Consider the following 21,012-nt stretch of genomic DNA (forward strand, 5'->3'; position numbering starts at 1 on the left):
CCTGTTTCTTCATCTTCACTATGATTTTAGTACAAAAAAAATATTTAATGTCAAATAAATGATCATAATTTGTTTTTTGCAGATTCTTTTTAGAGATCAGATTTTGCTCCAACTCTCATTTTCCAGTAGTATTAGGAATATGAATAATAAGAACAGAGGATCGTATGTTTAAAGGAAGCATTGTCGCTTTATTAACACCTATGAAGAATGGTGAGGTTGATGTACCGCGCTTACGAGAACTGGTTGAATTTCATATTGAAATGGGTAGCCATGGCCTTGTTGCCGCCGGTACTACTGGGGAATCAGGTACTTTATCTCACGAAGAAAAATTATTGGTTATTAAAACCGTAATAGATCAAGCAAAAGAGCGGATTCCTGTTATTGCAGGTACGAGTATGAATGCAACACGAGATTGTATTCAACTGACTCAAGAGGCAATGGAATACGGCGCTCATGCCGCATTAATTATGACTCCTGCCTATATCAGACCTACTCAAGAGGGTTTATATTTGCATTACAGTCAAATAGCTCAGGCAGTTGCTATCCCTATTATTCTTTATAATGTGCCCACAAGAACTGCATGTGATATGTTGCCAGAAACAGTAGCTCGACTTGCTAAGATTTCTAATATTGTGGGAATAAAGGATGCTACAGGGCAGATGACGCGGTTGCAGCAAATTTTACGTCTTTCAGAAGGCAGTATTGATGTATTTAGCGGCGACGATTTTACCGCAGCATCTTGGATGTTGGCTGGAGCTAAGGGAAATATTTCAGCAGCAGCAAATGTGGTTGCTAGATTAATGGCTAAATTGTGTGACTCAGCTTTAGACGGTGACCATGCTGCGAGTTTACGTTTAAATGAACAGCTTGCACCCTTATATGATTTATTGTTTATTGAAACGAATCCAATTGCTATCAAATGGGCAGCAAGCAGATTGGGTTTAATGGATAATGAATTAAGAATGCCATTGACTCGTTTGTCTGAAGAGCATCATGAGCCATTGGAAAAGGTTTTGAAGACGTTGGAGTTAATTTAAGTGAAAAAGTTTTGTTTTATTATTTGTGTTGCGCTCGTATTATCAGGATGTAGTCGTTATGCCAGTAATGGTGAGAATCTTTACTTGAGCAGTCGTAATGGTCCTTCATTAGAAGTTCCATCTCCATTAACGAGAGCAAATATTAGTAGTTTTTATGACTTGCCTCAACAGAACCAAGATGCACGTGTGAGTATTTCACCGCCTGTATCATAGGGGATTTATTATGACGCCATCAGAATCAGCTGAGTTGCTCATTGTACAGGAATTATCGCAGCGTATTGTGGAAGCGCAACGCAAGATCAGGATTCTTGATAGTATCAAATGGGATGAATCCATAAAAAGGGAGTTTTTTAAACATAGAGGTAAAAAACTTCCAACGGTTGATAAAGAATATTACGAAAAGAAACCTTTGCCTTTTGATGTTCATGAAAAACAAGAAGAATTTCGTATTATTTTGCGCGATACCCAGAATCAACTAGGGCAATATTCTACCTTAACTCGTTTAATACGTCGCCAGTGTGAAGAATACAGCCGAGCTACACAAATGCTTGCTGTGCGGGGTACTCCTGCATTTTCTGAGTTGGCGATGGAGTTATATGGCAGCCCCAATGATGTGTTTTATGCTGGTGGGCCGCGTATGTCAGAGATGGGCACATTGCTTTTTGATGTGTTAACTGGTCTTAGTGTTCAATTGCAGTCTGAAGCAGATGTAAAACGTCATACCCCGCAACAGGCTCAGGAAATTTTGCAAACACGTTTAGGACATTTTTTTGATAAGCATCCTGGCAAAGTAACGGTGATGGTCAGTGATGAAATGATTGCAGATGCTTCGGCGGGTGCGGACAGCATTAAATTGAGTCAGCAAGCCATGTTTAGTGACCGCGACCTTCGCTATTTGGAAGTACATGAAGGTTGGGTTCATGTCGGTACAACCTTGAACGGTTCGATGCAGCCCAATTGCTTTTTTCTTTCTAAGGGTTCTCCTTCGAGTAGTGTGATTCAAGAAGGTTTGGCCGTGATTACGGAAGTAGTTACTTTTTCTTCATATCCCAGTCGGATGTTAAAGATTACCAATCGTGTCATTGCGTTGGATATGGTGACACAAGGAGCTGACTTTCTGGATATTTATAATTATTTTATGGATTGTGGTTTAAGCGAAGAGGACAGTTATAATCAAACTGTGCGCGTTTTTCGGGGAAGTACGCCAACGGGTGGTCCGTTTACCAAAGATTTATCTTATGCGAAAGGTTTCGTATTGATTTATAATTACATCCGTTTTGCGATCAGTAAAAAGCATGTTGATTCTATCCCTTTATTATTTACTGGGAAATTGGTTTTGGATGATTTGCCTTTACTCACTGAATTAAAAGAACGCGGAGTTTTAAGCAACCCAGTCTATCTTCCACCTCCATTCCAAGATTTGGCAGCTTTAAGTGCGTGGATGAGTTTTTCTTTATACTTGAATCAGTTTGATTTGAACGAAATTCAAAAGAATTTTCGTTTTTTGATTGTTTAAAAGATGGCGTGGTTTCCAGGGCTATGACATGTACCTTTAGCCGGGCTGCGTCACAAAACACCGTTCATAAAATCCATTGCACATATCATTTTTGTAGCCTGGGTGTAGCGAAGCGTAACCCGGGTTTTCTATTGCAGGTTACGGCATTCACCTTTACCCAGGCTATGTCCTAGGCTTTACATTCTACAGTGTGCATAGGAACCATTGAGTCTTCTTTTGCCCGTGGTGGTGCAAAGAAACGATGAGCAAGTCCATGACTTGAATGAGATTTTGCTTGTTCTTGTACCACTTTAGCTAATTGAGGGTATTCATCCAATAATGATTTAGCTTGTTCTTTAATGTACGAATCATTGGATTTATTTATCATCGTTAAATAATGGGCTGCTTTTTTTAGCTCGCTCACCTCATTAGAGTTCCCCAATACTTGCATCATAACCAGCATTGCATTAGTACATCCTGAATTAGCAGCTTGGCGCATGGTTTGTTTGTACTGAGAAGAAGTCGGTGGATAAATATGAGCTAAATGGTATAACGCCATAGGGTTATCCTGAGCTAAGGCCATCACTTTAGGTAAGTGTTGGATCACGGCTTGTTTTAAACCAGGATGATTTGGTGATCTATGTAATTTATTTACCAGCTCAGCAAATTCATTACTTGAAGTGGCCATATCCTACCCCCTAACTTTGAATACATTCACCTGTAGGATAAAAGATCTAGGTTAAGACAAGATTAAGGGGGGAGTGCTTTACGCTTTTTTTACATTTTCAAATGCTGCCCATCCAATATGGAATAGCATATGTGACAATATCGCAGCCATAAGTCCATACTGCCAAAATAAGTAACCAAATAGTAATGATTGGTACAAACTAAGCATGATAACGGAGTAAATGAAACGACGACTTGAGGTACATCCGGCAGCAAGATAAGCTGGGATTTGGCTTATTGCAAATATTAGGCCACTGATAAAAATTGAAATCCAGATAATCAAGTTGGGATACTGTTTGGTAAAGAGAAATGCAAAAAAAGTAGCAAGATTTAGTAAGCCCCAGCGCGCAATGATCTCCTCAACTACACCTCCATAAAGAACACAGCCATCAACTCCAAGAACAATGCGAATATTAGCTAAGATGTCCATATTTTTTTGATCGATGATGCGTGCAATAAAGCCATAATAGAGCACTAAAAACACCACTAATCCAACAAAAGCATACAGAACTGTAGGTAATAAAATTGGTATCAATGCCTTTATCCCAGTGGTGCCTTGTAACAGTCCCTCAAGTATTGCGTCATCTAAACCAGTCATTGGTGACAATATCGCACCTGCCAGACTTAGGACAAAGACCATGAGTAACGTTTGCAAAATGGCAAAGCGACTTATGCGTTTTTTTAATGCGTCAGAATTATCAGGTAATAAAAAAAAGATTAAACGTTTTATTGCGATTACTACCCCAGGGATGGATAAGCAGAACAAAAGGGTAATTAAAGGCCAGTTGATTGTCATTTTTCATCCTTAAATAATACTGCGTAGAAAAATCCGTCCATACCTTGTTCACCCGGCAAAATTTGTTGGCCATGACCTGTTGCATGTCCCCAAGTCCAAGGTTCTTTTATTATGGTACAGTCTGGATGAGTCGCAACAAAGTTTGCAATTTGTTGTTCATTTTCCACTGACATTACTGAACATGTGGCATAAATCAGTAAGCCACCTTTTGCCAACAAAGGCCATAAGCAATTCAGCATATCATGTTGTATGTTAGTTATAGTAACAATTTCTTCATTGTTCCGTAATAACTTAATGTCTGAATGACGGCGGATAACTCCTGTTGCTGAACAAGGAGCATCTAACAAAATACGATCAAAGAGTTGGCCATCCCACCATGTGGAAGGAGTTAAAGCATCTCCTTGCACTAAAGTTGCCTGTAAGTTAAGGCGATTCAAGTTTTCTTGAACGCGTTTCAACCGTCTAGCATCAACATCTAAGGCAACGCATGCAGCAAGATTGGGCTCTTGTTCTAAAATATGGCAGGTTTTACCTCCAGGAGCACAACAGGCGTCAAGAAGGCGTAAACCGGGTTTTAAAGACAATAATGAAGCGGCCAATTGTGCGGCACCATCTTGAACAGAGACACTTCCTTCTGCAAAACCAGGTAGCTGGCGTACGTCACAGGGTGTGTTTAAAGTAATTCCTGCAGGTGCCACGGGATGGGTTTCGGCAGCAATTCCTTCACGATTTAAAATCTGTACATATTCCGCAAGCGAATTTTTTTGGATATTTACTCTTAGCGTCATAGGCGGATGCGCATCGTTTGCTTGCGCGATTGACTGCCAATCATTCGGCCAGTCAGCTTGCAGGCGCTCCACCAGCCATTGTGGTTGACCATGAAGAAATAAAGGATTTTTGTGCAAACGTGCCAGAATTTCTTTTTGTTGGCGACAGAAATTGCGTAAAACAGCATTAACTAAGCCTTTGGCCCAAGGTTTTTTGATTTTTTCAAGCAATGCAACCGTTTCTTTGACTACTGCATAATCAGGTTGTTGCATGTAATGTAATTGATAAAGGCCTATAAGTAATGCAACCCAAACCTCGAGTTCTTTCGGTTTTTTTTGCAGCAAACACTCGGCAATGGCTTGCAGGCGAAAATAATGTCGGCAAAAGCCAAAGCATATTTCTTTGGTCATTGGCGATACTTCCGCTGCGGCCGATATCTGTTGGGATAAGGATGATTTTTCGGTCAGTAAATTCGTTAAAATTTTTAAGGCATGCAGTCGTTCGTTTTTGTTCATTAAAACACATACCCTACATGCGCTCGTGATTTGGAAGAATTTAACCAATCGGCGATAGAAATCACTTTGCCACCAGGGAACTGGATTTTTTCTATAAGCAAGCCCTGCTTGCCAGTAGCAATGAGCATGCCATTCTTATCAATGTGTACCAGTGTGCCTGGAGCATGTTGCGCGGGCAATGCAACAATTTGCGCTTGGTGAATACGTACAATTTCTTCTTCAAAGGTCGTATAAGCGATTGGCCAAGGATTGAAGGCGCGAATTTTACAGTCAATTTCTATTGCTGGTTGGTGCCAATTGATGCAGGCATCTTCTTTGTTGATTTTGCGAGCATAGGTTGCTAATTCATCATTTTGAATTTCAGGATGAATGGTATGATTGGCTAATTCCTCTAGCGTTTGCAGTAAGGGCTGCGCGGAGATCTGTGCTAACTTGTCATGTAAACTTTGGGCGGTATCTGATGCAGTAATGGAGCAATTAGCTTTACGCAGCATCGCTCCGGTATCCATGCCTACATCCATTTGCATTATAGTTACCCCAGACTCTGTATCACCATGAAGAATTGCCGATTGAATTGGCGAGGCACCGCGCCATCGAGGTAAGAGAGAAGCATGTACATTAATACAGCCTAAGCGTGGAATGTCGAGAACTGCTTTAGGGAGAATTAGACCATAAGCAATAACAATCATGACATCGGGTTTTAATGCAGCAAGTTCAGAAATTGCTTCAGGATTTTTAAAATTTAAGGGTTGATAGACTGGAATTTGATGTGTTAACGCCCATTCCTTTACTGCCGAAGCCTGTAATTTTCGACCACGTCCGGCGGGTCGATCGGGTTGAGTGTAAATAGCTTGAATACGATGTGTTGAATGCAGTAATGCATCAAGACAAGGCAAACCAAATTCTGGGGTTCCAGCAAAAACGATGTTTAATTGATTCATGGTAAGTACTCGAATTCAACCGTTCACTAAGATTTTTTATATCCTATGTGACATTATGACCAAAGAACGTCTGCAAAAGGCATATCTTGAATGAAAACCTATGAAAAATGCAGCAAATTATTTTCGTGCCTGTTGGCGCTTTTTGAATTTTTCTAGTTTTTTACGGGCCATGGCTTTCTTCAACGGAGAAAGTAGATCAACAAACAACTTACCATTCATATGATCAATTTCATGTTGCAAACATTCAGCGAGTAAGCCATCGGCTTGAATTTCAAAGGGGTTTCCATTTCTATCTAAAGCCTTTACGGTTACTTTTTCTGCGCGGATCACAGTATCATAAGCTCCAGGAACAGAAAGGCAGCCTTCTTCAAACTTTTTTTGACCCTCTGAAGCAATAATTTCAGGATTGATAATCACGATTTGATTCTGTTTATCACCCATAATATCAATCACAGACAAACGTAAGCCCACACCTATTTGTGGTGCAGCAAGCCCAACACCATGCGCGTCGTACATGGTCTCAAACATGTCTTCAATTAGAGTTTGCAATTTATCATCAAAATGAACAACAGGTTTTGCAACATCTCTTAGTCGGGCGTCGGGTAAATATAGAATCGTATGAATAGCCATCGTTTATCTGGTTCTCTGCGTAAAAATCATGTTATATTATCCTTTATATATTGTATGGCTGCAAGATAGTATAGGTCACGTGGGATGTAAAAATCTTGGTAAACGGTCGAATTTGCGCTGAATACGGCTGTTTTTTGATACGAGGTGACCCTTTAGGCAAGATATTCCAACAAAGGATTGGCTCTAATGAGATTTATTCTCTTTTTAATCTTTTTTTTCTTTTCTACATTGAATTATGCTCTCAGTTTACGATCAGACGCTCCTGCGCGCTATGTTGTGCAACCAGGGGATTCTTTATGGAGCATAGCCAGCCGTTACCTGCATAATCCCTGGGAGTGGAAAGAGCTTTGGCATGTTAATCCCAATATAAAAGATCCCAACCGTTTGTACCCTGGAGCGGTTCTTGTTTTAGCCTATTATGAGAAGAAACCCTACATTAAAGTACTTTCGAATGGTACTATCAAATTATCACCTAATATCCGTCCTATGCCCTTAGAGGAAGCGGTTCCTCCAATTCCTTTAAGTGAAATCAAACCTTTTTTGAATGAGTCGCTTATTTTGGATCAGGATGTTCTTGGTCGAGCACCTTATATAGTGGCGTTAGTAGGAGAGCACATGATGGGCGGCCAAGGAGATGAGGCGTACGTTCAAGGATTGCACCCATCAAGAGAGTTACCTACTGGAGGTGTCCCTGCTTATTCGATTTTTAGAGGGGGAAAAAATTATGAGCATCCCAAAACTAAAGAACTTCTAGGGTATCGAGCCGATTTGGTCGGATATGCTGAGTTGGTTGCGGGAGGAGAGCCTGCCACCATTTTATTAACCAGTATTAATGAAGGCATTAAAGTTCAAGATAGTGTTTTAATTAATAATAGTCCTGAATTTAATTTGTATTTTGAGCCTAAAGCCCCAAGATTTATTGTAAGGGGATTTATTATTGATATGCCTGATGGTATGCCCAATGGAAATGTCCAGGAGGCTGTGGGCGGGGTAGTCGTCATTAGTTTGGGGGCTCGTGATGGATTGGAAGCAGGGGATGTACTGGGCATTTATAGAGCGTCACATACAGTCAGCGACCCTAGAAATAAATTGCACCCTATTAAATTACCTCCCGAGCGTATTGGCGAAATCATGGTGTTCCGTGTATTTAGTAAAACCAGTTTTGCTTTAATCGTTCGCTCAACTCGCGCTGTTTATTTATCAAATCGTGTGGCTAACCCATGAATAATTTATCCTATTATCTCGCACTAAATCGAATGGAACGGGTTGGTCCACGTACCGTTGCAAAATTGCAAAAACGCTGGCCCGATTTACAACAAATGTTCCAACTCTCAGCAATTGAGCTTGAACAAGCAGGTTTATCAAGCGCGTTGGCACAAACCATAGCTGGTTTTGATTTGAATTTGATTCAAGAAGATCTCAATTGGTTGGCGGCAGCTGATGAGCATCATATCCTGACATGGGATTCGCCTGAGTATCCTGCCTTATTGAAGGAAATTACCGATCCTCCTGTTGTGTTGTATGCAAAAGGACAGCTCGCCTGTTTAAAGCAACCGACATTAGCTGTAGTAGGTAGTCGTAATCCGACGATAAATGGCAGTGAAAATGCGCGACAATTTGCCAAGGCCATCGCATCTCATGGAATTACCATAGTGAGTGGTTTGGCTTTAGGTATTGATGCGGAGGCTCATCAAGGATGTTTGGACGCTAGAGGGCAAACAATCGCGGTTTTAGGTACAGGAATTGATCAAATTTATCCGTATCGACATCGTGGGATTTCGCTACAAATTGCACAAAATGGTCTGTTAATTAGCGAATTCCCACTAAAAAGTCCACCAAGCGCTGGACATTTCCCACGAAGAAATCGTATAATAAGTGGTTTATCATTGTGCACTTTGGTTGTTGAGTCGGCAATAAAGAGTGGTTCTTTAATCACAGCACGAATGGCCCTGGAACAAAACCGAGATGTTTTGGCAATCCCAGGCTCCATTCATAATCCCCTGGCTCGAGGTTGTCATTACTTGTTGCAGCAAGGAGCCAAATTAGTCACTTCAGTTGCTGATGTTCTTGAAGAGTTACGGATTGATTCAGAACAGCAAACAGCTGATAAAGCTATTTTACCTCTTGCCAGCGAGAATAAAAACCTAGTAAAGTTCATTGGCTTTGAAATGACAACTGTTGATCAGATCATTTTACGTAGTGGATGCACCGTTGAGCAAGTCACTAGTGAGCTTGCGAAATTAGAATTAAATGGGGCTGTTGTATCTGTGCCCGGTGGCTATATGAGGTGTTAGTATATGAAAGATAACTTATTTGAAATGTTATTGAGTTTATTTGAAAAAAGTCTTACCCAGCTGCAAAAAAGCCATAAAACCGCTGATCAGGATGCAACGGAACTAAACGAAGAAGAGCAGTCGGCTTCAGAAGAACAAGTTTTGTATTTGAAGTTACAACAACAAACATCAACACGAGTATTTACTTATGATGAACAAATGAAACTGACTAAGGCCAGTTATCAATTTATCATACGCATGAAGTTATGGAAAATTCTTAATGAAGAATCGTTTGAAATGGTGATGAATCAATTACAATTTTCTGAATCTCGTATCGTCACTCTTCAAGAGACTAAATGGACAATCAGAAATACTTTAGCCAGTACTTTAAATGAAGAACAATTGGCTTTTCTTGATTTAGTTCTTTATCAATCAGAAGATCAATTGACATTACATTAAAAGATCATCTATTCCTATACTACTAGAAGTTGTCGATATTTCATTTTCAGCACCAAGCCCCCGTATTTTTCTCAATACGGGTATTTTGGTGACTTAAGGATGAAGTGAAAAGGATAAGGTTAACGTTACTATGAGTAAACATTTGGTGATTGTTGAGTCACCCGCCAAAGCGAAGACAATTCAAAAATATTTGGGCAATGATTACGAGGTTGTTGCATCATATGGGCATGTTCGTGATTTGCCAGCACGCAAAGGTTCGGTCAATCCCGATAAACATTTTGCGATGACTTATGCGCCGATTGAAAAAAACTCAAGGCATATCGAAACGATTGCAAAAATGCTCAAAAAGGCAGACTCGTTATTACTGGCTACCGACCCTGATCGCGAAGGTGAGGCTATTTCTTGGCATATTTATGAATTAATGAAAGAAAAAAATCTAACCAAGGATAAAACCATTCATCGGATTTTTTTCAATGAAATTACCAAATCAGCAATTCAGGATGCAATCAATCATCCACGCACGATTTCTATGGATTTGGTGAATGCCCAACAAGCACGACGTGCATTGGATTATTTGGTGGGTTTTAATTTATCGCCTTTATTATGGAAAAAAGTAAGAAGGGGGCTTTCTGCTGGACGAGTACAAAGCCCTGCATTGCGTCTTATTGTGGAGCGCGAAGAAGAAATCGAACGTTTTGTCGCCCAGGAATATTGGAAGATTTTGGCTCAATGTCTGCATACTAACGTGTCCTTTGAAGCACGTTTAACTTATTTCAAAAATGAGAAATTACAACAATTTACAGTAACTAAGGATGAGCAGGCGCAGCAAATCAAAGAACATTTGATTCGTGAGGCGCAAGGTCATTTAGTCGTTACCCAAATTGAGAAAAAACAACGCAAACGTAAGCCTTCCCCCCCGTTTATTACGTCAACTTTGCAACAAGAAGCGGCACGAAAATTAGGTTTTACCGCGCGAAAATCAATGATGGTTGCCCAACAATTGTATGAAGGGATAGATATTGGGACGGGAACAGTTGGTCTTATTTCCTATATGCGTACCGATTCGGTTAATTTATCGACAGAAGCAATAGAAGAAACCCGACAATTTATTACCGAGCGTTATGGTGCAGACAATTGTCCTGCAAGCCCAAGACTTTATAAAACCAAATCCAAAAATGCTCAAGAAGCACATGAGGCGATTCGCCCCACATCGATTAAACGCACGCCAGAAATGGTGCAATCGGCATTAACTGCAGATCAATATAAACTTTACAGCCTCATCTGGAAACGTACGGTAGCCTGTCAAATGGCTGATGCCATACTCGATACGGTTGCTGTTGACTTAAGTTGTGGTGAAGGGAATATATTCCGTGCGAATGGTTCTACAGTGACTTTCCCCGGGTTCCTTTCTGTGTATGAAGAAGGCCGTGATGATACCAAAGATGATGACAGCGAAGGTTCATTACTGCCGATATTGGCTGTAGGTGAAAAGATTAAAGTGCAAGACATCTTAGCCAATCAACACTTTACTGAGCCACCGCCACGATATTCTGAAGCAACTTTGGTGAAGGCGTTGGAAGAATATGATATCGGCCGTCCTTCAACCTATGCATCTATTATTCATACGCTGCAACAACGTGAATACGTGATCGTGGACAAGAAAAGATTCTTTCCCACTGATGTCGGCCGGATCGTGAATCGCTTTTTGACGGGTTATTTTACACGTTATGTAGACTATAAATTCACTGCTGAGCTTGAAGATACACTGGATGCGGTTGCACGCGGCGAAAAAGAATGGATTCCTGTGTTAGAAGAATTTTGGCAGCCTTTTGTGCAGCAAATTCAAACGACAGATCAACAAGTCCAGCGTAAAGATGTGACCACCGAAATTTTGGATGAACAATGTCCAAAATGCGGAAAACCGCTGTCAATAAGACTAGGTAAGCGTGGACGCTTTATTGGATGTACTGGGTATCCTGAATGTGACTATACGCAAGATATGGCTGGTCAGGATAATGAAAAAAATGAGCCTGAAGTGGTTGAGGGAAGAGTTTGTCCGGCATGTTCTAGTGCATTGCATATAAAAACGGGACGTTATGGTCGTTTTATTGGCTGCAGCAATTATCCTCAATGCAAACACATGGAACCCATAGAAAAACCAGCGGATACGGGAGTAGAGTGTCCTAAGTGTCATGAAGCAAAAATTTTGCAGCGTAAGTCAAGAAAAGGAAAAATTTTCTATTCTTGCGGGAATTATCCTAAATGCGATTATGCATTATGGAATGAACCCATTGACCAACCATGCCCAAAATGTAGCTGGCCTATTTTAACGGTGAAAGAAAGCAAAAAATTTGGCCGACAAATTCTTTGTCCTCAAGATGGATGTGGTTATTCTTCCAAGGAAGAAACTGATTAATTCAGTGGCGCAAGATAATCGTCTGTGCACGTTTACGTAAACTCTGGGTGAGGGCTTTGCCTTCACCCAGGCTATAGTTTTTCAGATTAATAAAAATCAATAGTAGTTGTTGTTACGTCTAGAGGTCCTACAGGATAAGAAAAAACAGTGACAGGTTGCACAACAGGGGTCACCACACGTCGAACTACTGGTTGCATGGTAACAACTGGTCTGTAGGTCACTGTGCGTGCGTAGGTAACTGGTGTGAATGCTGGTGATGTGTAGTATACCGTGTTACAACAGCATCCAGCTGTCAATGCAATACTTCCTAACAGAATAATCCATTTCATTATGAAGACCCCTTAGTGGATTCTTTTACAGAAAGTGTAGATTATTTGAGCAATAATATCCAGAATTGAACAAAATGACAAAAGGCAATTTGGTAATTATCCTATTCTTCCAAACTATTTATTCAACAAAGCCTATTCAGGGGATGAAGTGAAATATTAAGTGATACAAAAATCCCCTCTCCTGTTTCGGGATAGGGGGCAGGAGAGAGGGTAAACTCATTCTTCCTGTTCATTTTGAATCAGTATATACTCATCATCTTATTAGAAAATAACTCAAACAGGATGTAGTGATGTTAGACAGGACCATTGTAGTTGATGAGCAGTTTATAAATCGAATACAACAAGCAGACTTTCCTAAACCCAACAGTACTATGAGTCCGGAAACGGCGGAATTGGATAAGAAAACTGCCATTGAGCTTTTTGACTCGCAAATCAAATCACGTCTTCTTGATTTGATCGCCAGACAGCTTAAGGAAAAAGGGTTGTCTTTTTATACCATAGGCAGTAGTGGACACGAAGGAAATGCTGTTTGGGGACAGGTTTTTCGCCCGGATGATATGGCCTTTTTGCATTATCGTAGTGGCGCCTTTTATTTACAACGGGCTAAGAAAATACAGGGATCCGATGGAGTGAGGGATATTTTGCTGTCTTTGGTTGCCGCAGCAACCGATCCTATTTCAGGAGGACGCCACAAAGTTTTTGGCAGCGTTCCTTTAAATATTCCCCCGCAAACCTCAACCATTGCATCCCATTTACCTAAAGCTCTAGGCGCTGCTTTATCGATTACACGCGCAAAAGAACTCAATACTCATAGCAATTTAAATCCCGATTCGGTGATCATTTGCTCGTTTGGTGATGCATCAACTAACCATGCATCAGCACAAGCCACTTTGAATTCTTGCTCATGGATTTCGCAACAAAATTATCCCTTACCACTAGTGTTTATTTGTGAAGACAATGGCATAGGAATTTCTGTGCCTACACCAGCAGGCTGGATAGAGCGTTCAGTCAGTGCGCGTCCGGGTTTGCATTATATTGCGTGTGATGGTTTGAATATCGCTGATACCTATGCCGCAGCACAGGAAGCAGAATATTTGGCGCGTGTAAAAAAACAACCCGTTTTCTTGCATATGCGCTGCGTGCGTTTATTAGGGCATGCAGGTTCTGATATTGAAGCACAATATAATACACAAGCTGAAATAGAAGCGAGAGAGGCTCAAGATCCTTTACTGCATACGGCAGGTATTCTTTATCGTGAAGGCTGGATGACTGTCCAAGACATGCTAAGTCTTTATCGAAATAATAAAGATTTAATCGAAGCCAAAGCAGTGGAAGCGATAAGACAACCCAAACTTACAAGTGCTGAAGCAGTGATGTCGTCGTTAATCCCTTCTGTACCGAAAAAACAAGCACTTCCACTGCCTAGTGAGGAGCAACGGGCAAAAGTTTTTGCCAATGCGTTCTCGCAACTAGCGCAAAAACGTAATTTATGCCAGCAAATTAATTTTGCTTTGACTGATTTAATGATGCAATACCCTAATATGTTGGTATTTGGTGAAGATGTGGGTAAAAAAGGAGGCGTTTACCGAGTTACCGCTGACTTACAGGTGCGCTTTGGACAACGCCGAGTATTTGATACCCTCTTGGATGAGACGACCATTTTAGGCACTGCAATTGGCATGGCACATAATGGCTTTATTCCGGTTCCAGAAATTCAGTTTTTGGCTTATTTGCATAATGCAGAAGACCAACTGCGTGGAGAGGCATCGACCTTATCCTTTTTTTCCAGTGGCCAATATCAAAATCCTATGGTGCTACGTATCGCGTCATTGGCTTATCAGAAAGGATTTGGCGGGCATTTCCATAATGACAACTCCATTGCCGTACTACGTGATTTACCTGGAGTAATTGTCGCATGCCCTTCAAATGGTCCCGATGCTGCAAAAATGTTACGTACGTGCATGCGCATGGCTTATGAGGAAGGACGGGTCGTTGTCTTTTTAGAGCCGATTGCGTTGTATATGACTAAAGACTTGCACGAACCTGGGGATAATGGCTGGCTTTTTAATTATCCTGCACCAGATGCCGTAATTGCACCAGGAGAGGTAGGTGTTTTTGGTGAGGGCGCAACGGTCATCTTAACCTATGCTAATGGTTATTATTTATCACGACAAGCTGCGAAGGTATTGCAGGATGAACATAATATTCCTGTAAAAATAGTAGATATCCGCTGGCTTAGTCCCTTACCTGTGGACGGGATCTTAAAAGAAATCGCCAAAGCGAAAAACGTATTAATTGTGGATGAAGGCAGACAAAGTGGTTCGGTCAGTGAGGGTTTGATGACTTTGTTGCTAGAAGCCGCATCATCGAGTTTAAAAATCAAACGAATTACCGGTAAAGATTGCTTTATTCCCTTGGGTAATGCTTGGCAGTATTTGTTACCCAGTAAAGAAAGTATTATTGAAGCCGTGATTGCGTTACAGTCAGATAAAAGGGAGAAGGAAAGTGGACGACTTGTTGTTTCTTGATGAGCAATTGAATGGTGATGAACGCATGATACGCGATAGTGTCGCGCGTTTCGTCAGTAATGATGTAATGCCTTTGATGGCTGAATCTTTTGAACATGCTCAATTTCCACGAGAGCTTATTAAAAAATCCGCAGAAATGGGTTTATTGGGTTTGACCTTACCAGCAGAATACGGTGGTTCTGAAGCATCTTATGTCGCTTACGGTTTGGTGTGTCAGGAGTTAGAACGCGGGGATAGTGGTTTACGTAGTTTTGTTTCCGTACAAAGTTCTTTATGTATGTATCCTATCTTTCGTTATGGTTCTGAAGAGCAGCGCGTGCGCTTTTTACCGGGAATGGCTACAGGTGAGATTATTGGTTGTTTTGGTTTGACTGAGCCTGATTTTGGATCAGATCCCGCAGGGATGAGAACTACGGCGAAGAAAGTGAAGGGTGGTTGGAGTTTGAATGGGGCGAAAATGTGGATCACCAACTCGCCAATCGCAGATATCGCCATTGTTTGGGCAAAAACAGAAGAAGGGGTTCGCGGCTTCATTGTCGATACTAAGTCGGAGGGATTACGTCGCCCTGAAATTAAATTAAAGATGTCATTACGTGCTTCGAACACTGGAGAATTGGTGTTTGACGATGTTTTTGTGCCCGATGAAAATTATCTTCCAGGAAGTGATAAAGGTTTGGGGGCTCCTTTAAGCTGCCTAAGCCAGGCGAGATATGGTATTGCCTGGGGCGCTATGGGTGCGGCGATGGCGTGTTTTGATATCACTCGCGATTATTTGCTAGAGCGTAAGCAATTTGATAAACCTTTGGCAGCATTTCAGCTTATTCAAAAAGACTTGGCAGATATGTATACTGAAATTATTAAAGCACAATGCCTTAATTTACAGATAGGACGCATAAAAGATAATCATCGCGAGAATCCCGTGATGATTTCTCTTGCTAAGGGTAATGCCTGTCGTGAGGCATTGAATATTGCGCGAAAATGCAGGAATCTATTAGGAGCAAATGGAATCAGTCTTGAGTATCATGTGATTCGCCACATGCTTAATTTAGAATCAGTCTTTACATACGAGGGTACGGACAATGTCCATACGCTGGTACTAGGAAAACATATTACAGGAATTAATGCTTTTGCTTAAACCAAGCACTTAACGGTTAAGCACCCAAATCAATGACTTATTGTAACCTGGAAATGGGATCCAGGTTACTTTGTCCCACAATGTCATTGACATCGGTAGAGTTTAACAGGAGTTCTTTTCTCAGATTGGAACTCATTCTTCATGCATCAGGATTGTGTGAAGAGAAGCCGGTTTATTCAGCAACTTACAGGAGTATCCTATGTTTAAAATGACTTTAAAACGAGCGTTAATATTAAGTTTACCTGTATTCAGTATGAATGTGCACTCAGGGCCAAGCAAAGAATTTTTAGCAAATCAGTGCTACGAACTGTCGCGAGTGCTTATTTCGTTATCTGACTATCAAGAAAAAAAGGTCTGTATTAATAAGCTACATATGGCTTCCGTGCAAATGAGCACCGCATCCTTTTTAATTATGGAAGACTCTTCTGATTTAGCAAAAGAGATCTTGAATAATGCAGTAGCCGCTTTGCAATACGCAGAGTTATTGAGCTGCAAGCAATACATTCAAATTTCACACTCTAAATTTGAAGCGCAAAAGATTAAAACATTATTATAAAAACAGGCCCTCTCCTTGGGTATTGTTGGGGACTTGAGGAGTTCGTGCCAGGAGTTTGCATTGTGCACAAATATTTAAAAAATAGTTTACTCATCCTAATCATTTTTATAATCGGTATTGCCTTAGGCAGCCATTACAACCTTTTTATTCAGAATTTAATGGAGCACATAGAGGGAGAAATAGATCATGGAGCGGGCAAAGAAAAACTCTACTTTTGTCCTACATCCGCAGAAGTTGTAGCGCATCAATACAGCTCAGAAGCTTTCCAAGTCGGTACCTTATATTGGCAAATGGATTATCAAAAATGGAAGGCGCCGGACAATATAGGTTTTATGCAAGCGCTGATTAACCAAAACAATAATCTGGTTTGCTATTATCACTGGTCCAATCCAGAAGACAAAGGCAATTATCTATGGATGACCATACACCTATCACCCTCAGTGAATCAAATAGCAAAACCGTATGGAACGTACTGGGCAAAAGAAGAAAAGCAAGTTTTATGCACTGCAGGAATTAACGCCTGCGCTTTCATTCTCTCAGAAAGTTCCAAGAGAATCATTCCGCAAAATTAAATGAGGTATAGAGAATTGTAGCCTGGGTGCAGAGAAACCCGGGATTTTGATTTTACCCATGTTCCTATCCCCGGGTTCCGCTACGCTGCACCCAGGCTACAAACGATAAAGACAAGTTCATAACCCCTTGTTATTTCTCCCAGACTTCGCTATCATTCCCCACCTAATCGGGGCGTAGCGCAGCCTGGTAGCGTACTAGCATGGGGTGCTAGTGGTCGAAGGTTCAAATCCTTCCGTCCCGACCAAGCCCAGTAAGGGTTATAAAGAAATTTTTCTTAAAAATAAAATTCTTGGCTACGCTTTATGGCTCTTTCCCATTTAAGGGGGCAGTTATAATCACCCGCAGAGCACCTTAACACGCACCCTGTAATTTTCAAAATTTCTAAAACCATAAGCTCTACACTGAATGAGTTTCATTTTGTGATGGAAGCCTTCTGTTATCCCATTAGATTTACTAAATCGCCACATTCTAGCGACTTCGTCTTTCCCAGACGGTTAGTGTTTGGCCTAATGAGGCCAAAGACTTAAAGCCGCTTTGTTTTAATTCAGCAAGCATATCCAAGAATGTTGGGATTTCTTTACGACATGCACGTTGTGTTAAAGCTCTTTTCATTAAAAGGGAATGAAGCTTTATTATCCAAGTGGTGGAGAGTCGGTCAATGTACACTTAGAGCCGAATCATTTAGGTACGTGTATAATTATTAATGAACTTTCAGTTTGTTGCAGCAACGCATATGGGATATGATTTTTATTGGTATCAAATCGTTTTTGGAGATTCATGGATGGAATAATAATTAAATCATTCTCTTTAGCCATCTCCGAAACAGCTTCAATAATATCACCATTAATTTTAATAAACTGGAAGTCCAAGTCTTTTATTTTTTCAAACTTTGAATTGAGTTTATTATGATAATAGTTTGTAGTCATGATAGTTAATGGTAATCCTAAGGCTTTGCTGATATCTACGACAACATCCAAATATTGCTCATTAAATTTAACGCCAATTGCATGAGCACCAATAACAGTGATAACTCGATTGATTCCTTTGATAGGCATTTTTAATAAAGCTGCGGCAACCGGCACAGTGGAAGTCCACATGACATGATCTATATTTGAACTGAAGATACGTCCTCGTTTGTGCTCCTCTAGAGACCAATTCATAATAATAAAAGATGTTTCACTTTCTATCACTTCATTCAAAATAATTTTAGAGATATTCTTTTCTATTTGATTAATTAACTCAATATCTGTATCTGGATCTTTCATTGGACCTGCTCGTAATCTCTCGCGTTTCTCCTGTATTTCACGTTCATTTTCAGCAATATTCAAAATGAATAATTTTCCATTTCCGTAACGTGCAAGTCTTGCAGAAAAGCTAATTACGTTATCTGGAAAATCATTGCGCTCTACTGGGGTGATAATTCTTTTGAAAAGTGGAATGTCAATTTTGGCCGTTGGCTTTATTTTCGAACCATAAAATTTAACAAGCAGTGGCGAAGTAAATAAAGTAAAAAGAACCATAATAATAATTCCATTAAGGAAGTATTCAGGAAATATGTGTGCATTAATACCAATTAAAATAATCACTAGTGTTGCTGCAGCTTGAGCTTGAGATAATCCCCAAATCACCATCATTTGCGGGCGCGAATACCTAAATAGATAAGAGGTTATCCAGGCAGCAACAAATTTTGTAACATAGACCGCTATGGTTAGAGATAACCCCAAAACTAATGATTTCCAGCTTAAAAAAATAGCCATTGGATTAAGTCTTACGCCAATGGAAACTAAGAAGAGAGGAACAAAAATACTTTCACCCAGAAAAAGAGCTTGTTTTACGGCTCCACTTTCTTTCGAAACAACCCGGTTAATTGCCAGGCCTGCCAGAAATGCACCTATAATCATATTGATACCAATCGCTTTACCAAGAATAACAGCAATTGCCAAGCTTGCTAACATAAATGCAAAATCAGATTGTTTACTATTGGAATAGCGAAAGAATAATTTGGCTATATAGGGAAATGTTAACAAAATAAAAGCAGCATAAAGAATGAGACCCAGCGCTAATAAAGATAAACTTACAAAGGATGTATTGCCTGAGTGTATATGTAATGAAACAATTAACGTTATGAGTGCTGTAATGTCTGTTAACACTACAGCACTTACAGAAATCGCAACTGCCTCATTTTTTAAAACTCCTAGTTCAGTGATAATGGGATAAGCAACCAAAGTATAGGATGCATAAATAGCTCCGAGTAAAATAGAGCCATTGATACCTAATTCAAAAATCCAGCCAATGAGAAGAGCAGACGTTAATGGCAAGAGATAGGTTAATAAATAAAAGATAAAAGTACGTACTCGATTTGATATTAATTGATCCAGATTAATTTCTAGTCCAACGGTAAACATCAAGTAAATAACACCAATGGATGCAAATAATTCAATAGTGGGAGTTAGGGGAAGGAGATTTAATACATGTGGCCCAAAAATGATTCCCCCTATGATTAATCCTATAATGCTGGGAATATAGATTAGGCGTGAAAGCAGCGGCATACAAAAAACAATAAAGAGCATCATTAAAAAAAGAATCGCTGGCTCATGTAAGAAAGTTAATTTCATAACAATTCCTTATAATTGAGCATCTCGGTAGAGGTGGTATCATTTGAGTATTTTTTTGTATCCTCTCTACATCATTCTCAGTTGCTCGACTTTTACTTTCCTCAAGGATTTAATCTGTCGCCTCTTTTCAAGAAATAAATAAACTCAAAAGTAATAACTATGAGATAAGTTAACTATAGCATTCATTTTTCAGAAGGTAATTTTATGGAGATTTAAAAATTCAAACTGAATCTGCTATTGAATCATCCAATGCTATTATCAGTAAAAATCTAATGTCTGAGCTATCTTTTTAGAAAACAGAAAATAATACCTATACTATAGTAACAAATGGTCTAAAATTTAAAGGGAATTTTATGTGCCGTTTTATAGCGTATACAGGGTGTGAGTTATTATTAGCTAATGTCCTTATAAAGCCAGAAGACTCTTTGCTAAGACAAAGTAGACTTGCTAAAGAGTCCACTACATTAACCAATGGTGATGGGTTTGGTGTAGGATGGTATGTTCCCAAAATTAGTCCAAATCCTGCTGTGTTTTTATCCATTTTCCCAGCATGGAATGATGAAAATTTATTACATTTGACTAACAAAATTGAGTCGCATCTCTTTTTTGCTCATGTACGAGCGGCAAGCACAGGTGGTGTTAGTCATCTTAATTGTCATCCTTTCATCCATAAAAATTGGATGTTTATGCACAATGGACAAATACATGATTTTTCATCCATTAAAAGGCACCTAAGAAATTTATTGGGTGATGAAATTTATAACTGGATTAGAGGTGAAACAGATTCAGAGCATATTTTTGCTTTATTTTTAGAGTTGTCAAAAGCGAAAGACCTTAATAAATTGTCTGACGTTGCTCAGATATTATTAGATACTTTTAAGACCATTCAGAACTTAATCAATCAATTTGGCACTCAAGGACCGTCTTATTATAATATTTGCCTTACTGATGGAAAGCGAATCGTGGCAAGTCGTTATTGTACTGAAAAAGTCACAGAGCCAGAATCACTACATTATTTGGAAGGAAAGTATTTTTGGTCTGAACAAGAGTATTTGGAGAAGTTTAAATCAAAACAGAGGCCGAGTGTACTTATTGCTTCTGAGCGGTTAACTCATTTTTCGCATCAATGGCAAACTGTACCCGCGAATCATATGATTTTAGTAGACTCCGATTATTCAGTTCAAATTCAGCCCATTAAATCAATTTAAATAAGGAAATTT

Annotated in this window: 19 protein-coding genes, 1 tRNA gene and 1 pseudogene; 13 read left to right on the forward strand and 8 right to left on the reverse strand. The window is 39.9% G+C overall.

The annotated features are described in order from the left end of the window. Positions 1-164 precede the first annotated feature (164 nt). From dapA to Lste_RS15580, 3 genes are read left to right on the forward strand one after another with little or no spacing between them, the layout of a single operon-like run. Positions 165-1,037 carry a 4-hydroxy-tetrahydrodipicolinate synthase gene (gene dapA / locus Lste_RS15570; RefSeq protein ID WP_058511916.1) on the forward strand — a complete coding sequence of 291 codons (873 nt, stop codon included), beginning with the start codon at positions 165-167 and terminating at the stop codon, positions 1,035-1,037. Further along, positions 1,038-1,250 carry a hypothetical protein gene (locus tag Lste_RS15575; RefSeq protein ID WP_058511917.1) on the forward strand — a complete coding sequence of 71 codons (213 nt, stop codon included), beginning with the start codon at positions 1,038-1,040 and terminating at the stop codon, positions 1,248-1,250. 10 nt (positions 1,251-1,260) lie between these two features. After that, positions 1,261-2,553 (forward strand): flavohemoglobin expression-modulating QEGLA motif protein, encoded by a 1,293-nt coding sequence (locus tag Lste_RS15580; protein WP_058511918.1) that lies wholly within the window; start codon positions 1,261-1,263, stop codon positions 2,551-2,553. 169 nt (positions 2,554-2,722) lie between these two features. Here Lste_RS15580 and Lste_RS15585 read toward each other — a convergent pair whose 3' ends face one another. The 5 genes from Lste_RS15585 to def form a co-directional block, all read right to left on the reverse strand. After that, the gene (locus tag Lste_RS15585) at positions 2,723-3,220 is read right to left on the reverse strand and encodes a hypothetical protein (RefSeq protein ID WP_058511919.1); all 498 of its coding nucleotides are present in this window, start codon (positions 3,218-3,220) and stop codon (positions 2,723-2,725) included. Positions 3,221-3,298: 78 nt separating this feature from the next. Then, positions 3,299-4,054, reverse strand: coding sequence for a CPBP family intramembrane metalloprotease (locus Lste_RS15590; protein ID WP_058511920.1), 756 nt, complete (start codon positions 4,052-4,054; stop codon positions 3,299-3,301). Then, positions 4,051-5,337, reverse strand: a complete 1,287-nt coding sequence (gene rsmB, locus Lste_RS15595) for a 16S rRNA (cytosine(967)-C(5))-methyltransferase RsmB (RefSeq protein ID WP_058511921.1) — start codon at positions 5,335-5,337, stop codon at positions 4,051-4,053. Before rsmB ends, Lste_RS15590 begins: the two co-directional genes overlap by 4 nt. Next, positions 5,337-6,278 (reverse strand): methionyl-tRNA formyltransferase, encoded by a 942-nt coding sequence (gene fmt, locus Lste_RS15600; protein ID WP_058511922.1) that lies wholly within the window; start codon positions 6,276-6,278, stop codon positions 5,337-5,339. Before fmt ends, rsmB begins: the two co-directional genes overlap by 1 nt. A 117-nt stretch (positions 6,279-6,395) precedes the next feature. Further along, a complete protein-coding gene (def, locus tag Lste_RS15605) occupies positions 6,396-6,908 on the reverse strand; it encodes a peptide deformylase (RefSeq protein ID WP_058511923.1) in 513 nt (170 codons plus the stop codon). A 186-nt stretch (positions 6,909-7,094) separates the two neighbouring features. On the opposite strand from def, the gene Lste_RS15610 reads away from it, so the two are divergent. The 4 genes from Lste_RS15610 to topA all read left to right on the forward strand — a co-directional run bounded on the left by Lste_RS15610 (position 7,095) and on the right by topA (position 12,056). Beyond that, the gene (locus tag Lste_RS15610) at positions 7,095-8,132 is read left to right on the forward strand and encodes a LysM peptidoglycan-binding domain-containing protein (RefSeq protein WP_058511924.1); all 1,038 of its coding nucleotides are present in this window, start codon (positions 7,095-7,097) and stop codon (positions 8,130-8,132) included. After that, the gene (dprA, locus tag Lste_RS15615) at positions 8,129-9,202 is read left to right on the forward strand and encodes a DNA-processing protein DprA (protein WP_058511925.1); all 1,074 of its coding nucleotides are present in this window, start codon (positions 8,129-8,131) and stop codon (positions 9,200-9,202) included. The genes Lste_RS15610 and dprA overlap by 4 nt, the downstream gene beginning before the upstream one ends. A 3-nt stretch (positions 9,203-9,205) precedes the next feature. Continuing rightward, positions 9,206-9,640, forward strand: a complete 435-nt coding sequence (locus tag Lste_RS15620; protein ID WP_058511926.1) for a DUF494 family protein — start codon at positions 9,206-9,208, stop codon at positions 9,638-9,640. Positions 9,641-9,770: 130 nt separating this feature from the next. Next, on the forward strand, positions 9,771-12,056 hold the full coding sequence (gene topA, locus Lste_RS15625) for a type I DNA topoisomerase (protein ID WP_058511927.1): 2,286 nt from the start codon (positions 9,771-9,773) through the stop codon (positions 12,054-12,056). A gap of 86 nt (positions 12,057-12,142) precedes the next feature. Here the strand turns inward: topA and Lste_RS15630 are convergent, their stop codons facing one another. After that, complete coding sequence (locus tag Lste_RS15630) at positions 12,143-12,385, reverse strand: hypothetical protein (RefSeq protein ID WP_058511928.1); 243 nt, start codon at positions 12,383-12,385, stop codon at positions 12,143-12,145. Positions 12,386-12,675: 290 nt separating this feature from the next. Between Lste_RS15630 and Lste_RS15635 the strand changes: the two genes are divergently transcribed. The 5 genes from Lste_RS15635 to Lste_RS15655 all read left to right on the forward strand — a co-directional run bounded on the left by Lste_RS15635 (position 12,676) and on the right by Lste_RS15655 (position 17,421). Beyond that, complete coding sequence (locus Lste_RS15635; RefSeq protein WP_058511929.1) at positions 12,676-14,913, forward strand: dehydrogenase E1 component subunit alpha/beta; 2,238 nt, start codon at positions 12,676-12,678, stop codon at positions 14,911-14,913. Next, positions 14,891-16,048 (forward strand): acyl-CoA dehydrogenase family protein, encoded by a 1,158-nt coding sequence (locus tag Lste_RS15640; protein ID WP_058511930.1) that lies wholly within the window; start codon positions 14,891-14,893, stop codon positions 16,046-16,048. Before Lste_RS15635 ends, Lste_RS15640 begins: the two co-directional genes overlap by 23 nt. 199 nt (positions 16,049-16,247) lie before the next feature. Then, entirely contained in the window at positions 16,248-16,604 is a 357-nt protein-coding gene (locus Lste_RS15645) for a hypothetical protein (RefSeq protein WP_058511931.1), read from the forward strand. Between the two features lie 62 nt (positions 16,605-16,666). Then, positions 16,667-17,176, forward strand: a complete 510-nt coding sequence (locus Lste_RS15650) for a hypothetical protein (protein ID WP_058511932.1) — start codon at positions 16,667-16,669, stop codon at positions 17,174-17,176. Between the two features lie 168 nt (positions 17,177-17,344). Then, positions 17,345-17,421: transfer RNA gene (locus tag Lste_RS15655), tRNA-Pro, on the forward strand. A 91-nt stretch (positions 17,422-17,512) separates the two neighbouring features. Here the strand turns inward: Lste_RS15655 and Lste_RS18950 are convergent. Together Lste_RS18950 and Lste_RS15660 are read right to left on the reverse strand one after the other, a co-directional pair. After that, positions 17,513-17,807, reverse strand: a pseudogene (locus Lste_RS18950) (transposase); the annotation flags it as partial. Between the two features lie 47 nt (positions 17,808-17,854). After that, the gene (locus Lste_RS15660; protein WP_058511933.1) at positions 17,855-19,792 is read right to left on the reverse strand and encodes a cation:proton antiporter; all 1,938 of its coding nucleotides are present in this window, start codon (positions 19,790-19,792) and stop codon (positions 17,855-17,857) included. A 353-nt stretch (positions 19,793-20,145) separates the two neighbouring features. Here Lste_RS15660 and Lste_RS15665 point away from each other — a divergent pair, with 353 nt between their 5' ends. Then, positions 20,146-21,000 carry a class II glutamine amidotransferase gene (locus Lste_RS15665; RefSeq protein WP_058511934.1) on the forward strand — a complete coding sequence of 285 codons (855 nt, stop codon included), beginning with the start codon at positions 20,146-20,148 and terminating at the stop codon, positions 20,998-21,000. Positions 21,001-21,012 lie beyond the last annotated feature (12 nt).

The organism is Legionella steelei, from assembly GCF_001468005.1.
Taxonomy (GTDB): Bacteria; Pseudomonadota; Gammaproteobacteria; order Legionellales; family Legionellaceae; genus Legionella; species Legionella steelei.

Bases quoted from the DNA above. Each gene is read 5' to 3' on its own strand.
- Lste_RS15590 (WP_058511920.1), bottom strand. From the start codon at position 4,054: ATGACAATCAACTGGCCTTTAATTACCCTTTTGTTCTGCTTATCCATC.
- Lste_RS15630 (WP_058511928.1), bottom strand. From the start codon at position 12,385: ATGAAATGGATTATTCTGTTAGGAAGTATTGCATTGACAGCTGGATGC.
- Lste_RS15580 (WP_058511918.1), top strand. From the start codon at position 1,261: ATGACGCCATCAGAATCAGCTGAGTTGCTCATTGTACAGGAATTATCG.
- dapA (WP_058511916.1), top strand. From the start codon at position 165: ATGTTTAAAGGAAGCATTGTCGCTTTATTAACACCTATGAAGAATGGT.
- Lste_RS15635 (WP_058511929.1), top strand. From the start codon at position 12,676: ATGTTAGACAGGACCATTGTAGTTGATGAGCAGTTTATAAATCGAATA.
- Lste_RS15660 (WP_058511933.1), bottom strand. From the start codon at position 19,792: ATGAAATTAACTTTCTTACATGAGCCAGCGATTCTTTTTTTAATGATG.
- Lste_RS15665 (WP_058511934.1), top strand. From the start codon at position 20,146: ATGTGCCGTTTTATAGCGTATACAGGGTGTGAGTTATTATTAGCTAAT.
- topA (WP_058511927.1), top strand. From the start codon at position 9,771: ATGAGTAAACATTTGGTGATTGTTGAGTCACCCGCCAAAGCGAAGACA.
- fmt (WP_058511922.1), bottom strand. From the start codon at position 6,278: ATGAATCAATTAAACATCGTTTTTGCTGGAACCCCAGAATTTGGTTTG.
- Lste_RS15620 (WP_058511926.1), top strand. From the start codon at position 9,206: ATGAAAGATAACTTATTTGAAATGTTATTGAGTTTATTTGAAAAAAGT.
- def (WP_058511923.1), bottom strand. From the start codon at position 6,908: ATGGCTATTCATACGATTCTATATTTACCCGACGCCCGACTAAGAGAT.
- Lste_RS15645 (WP_058511931.1), top strand. From the start codon at position 16,248: ATGTTTAAAATGACTTTAAAACGAGCGTTAATATTAAGTTTACCTGTA.
- Lste_RS15585 (WP_058511919.1), bottom strand. From the start codon at position 3,220: ATGGCCACTTCAAGTAATGAATTTGCTGAGCTGGTAAATAAATTACAT.
- dprA (WP_058511925.1), top strand. From the start codon at position 8,129: ATGAATAATTTATCCTATTATCTCGCACTAAATCGAATGGAACGGGTT.
- Lste_RS15610 (WP_058511924.1), top strand. From the start codon at position 7,095: ATGAGATTTATTCTCTTTTTAATCTTTTTTTTCTTTTCTACATTGAAT.
- rsmB (WP_058511921.1), bottom strand. From the start codon at position 5,337: ATGAACAAAAACGAACGACTGCATGCCTTAAAAATTTTAACGAATTTA.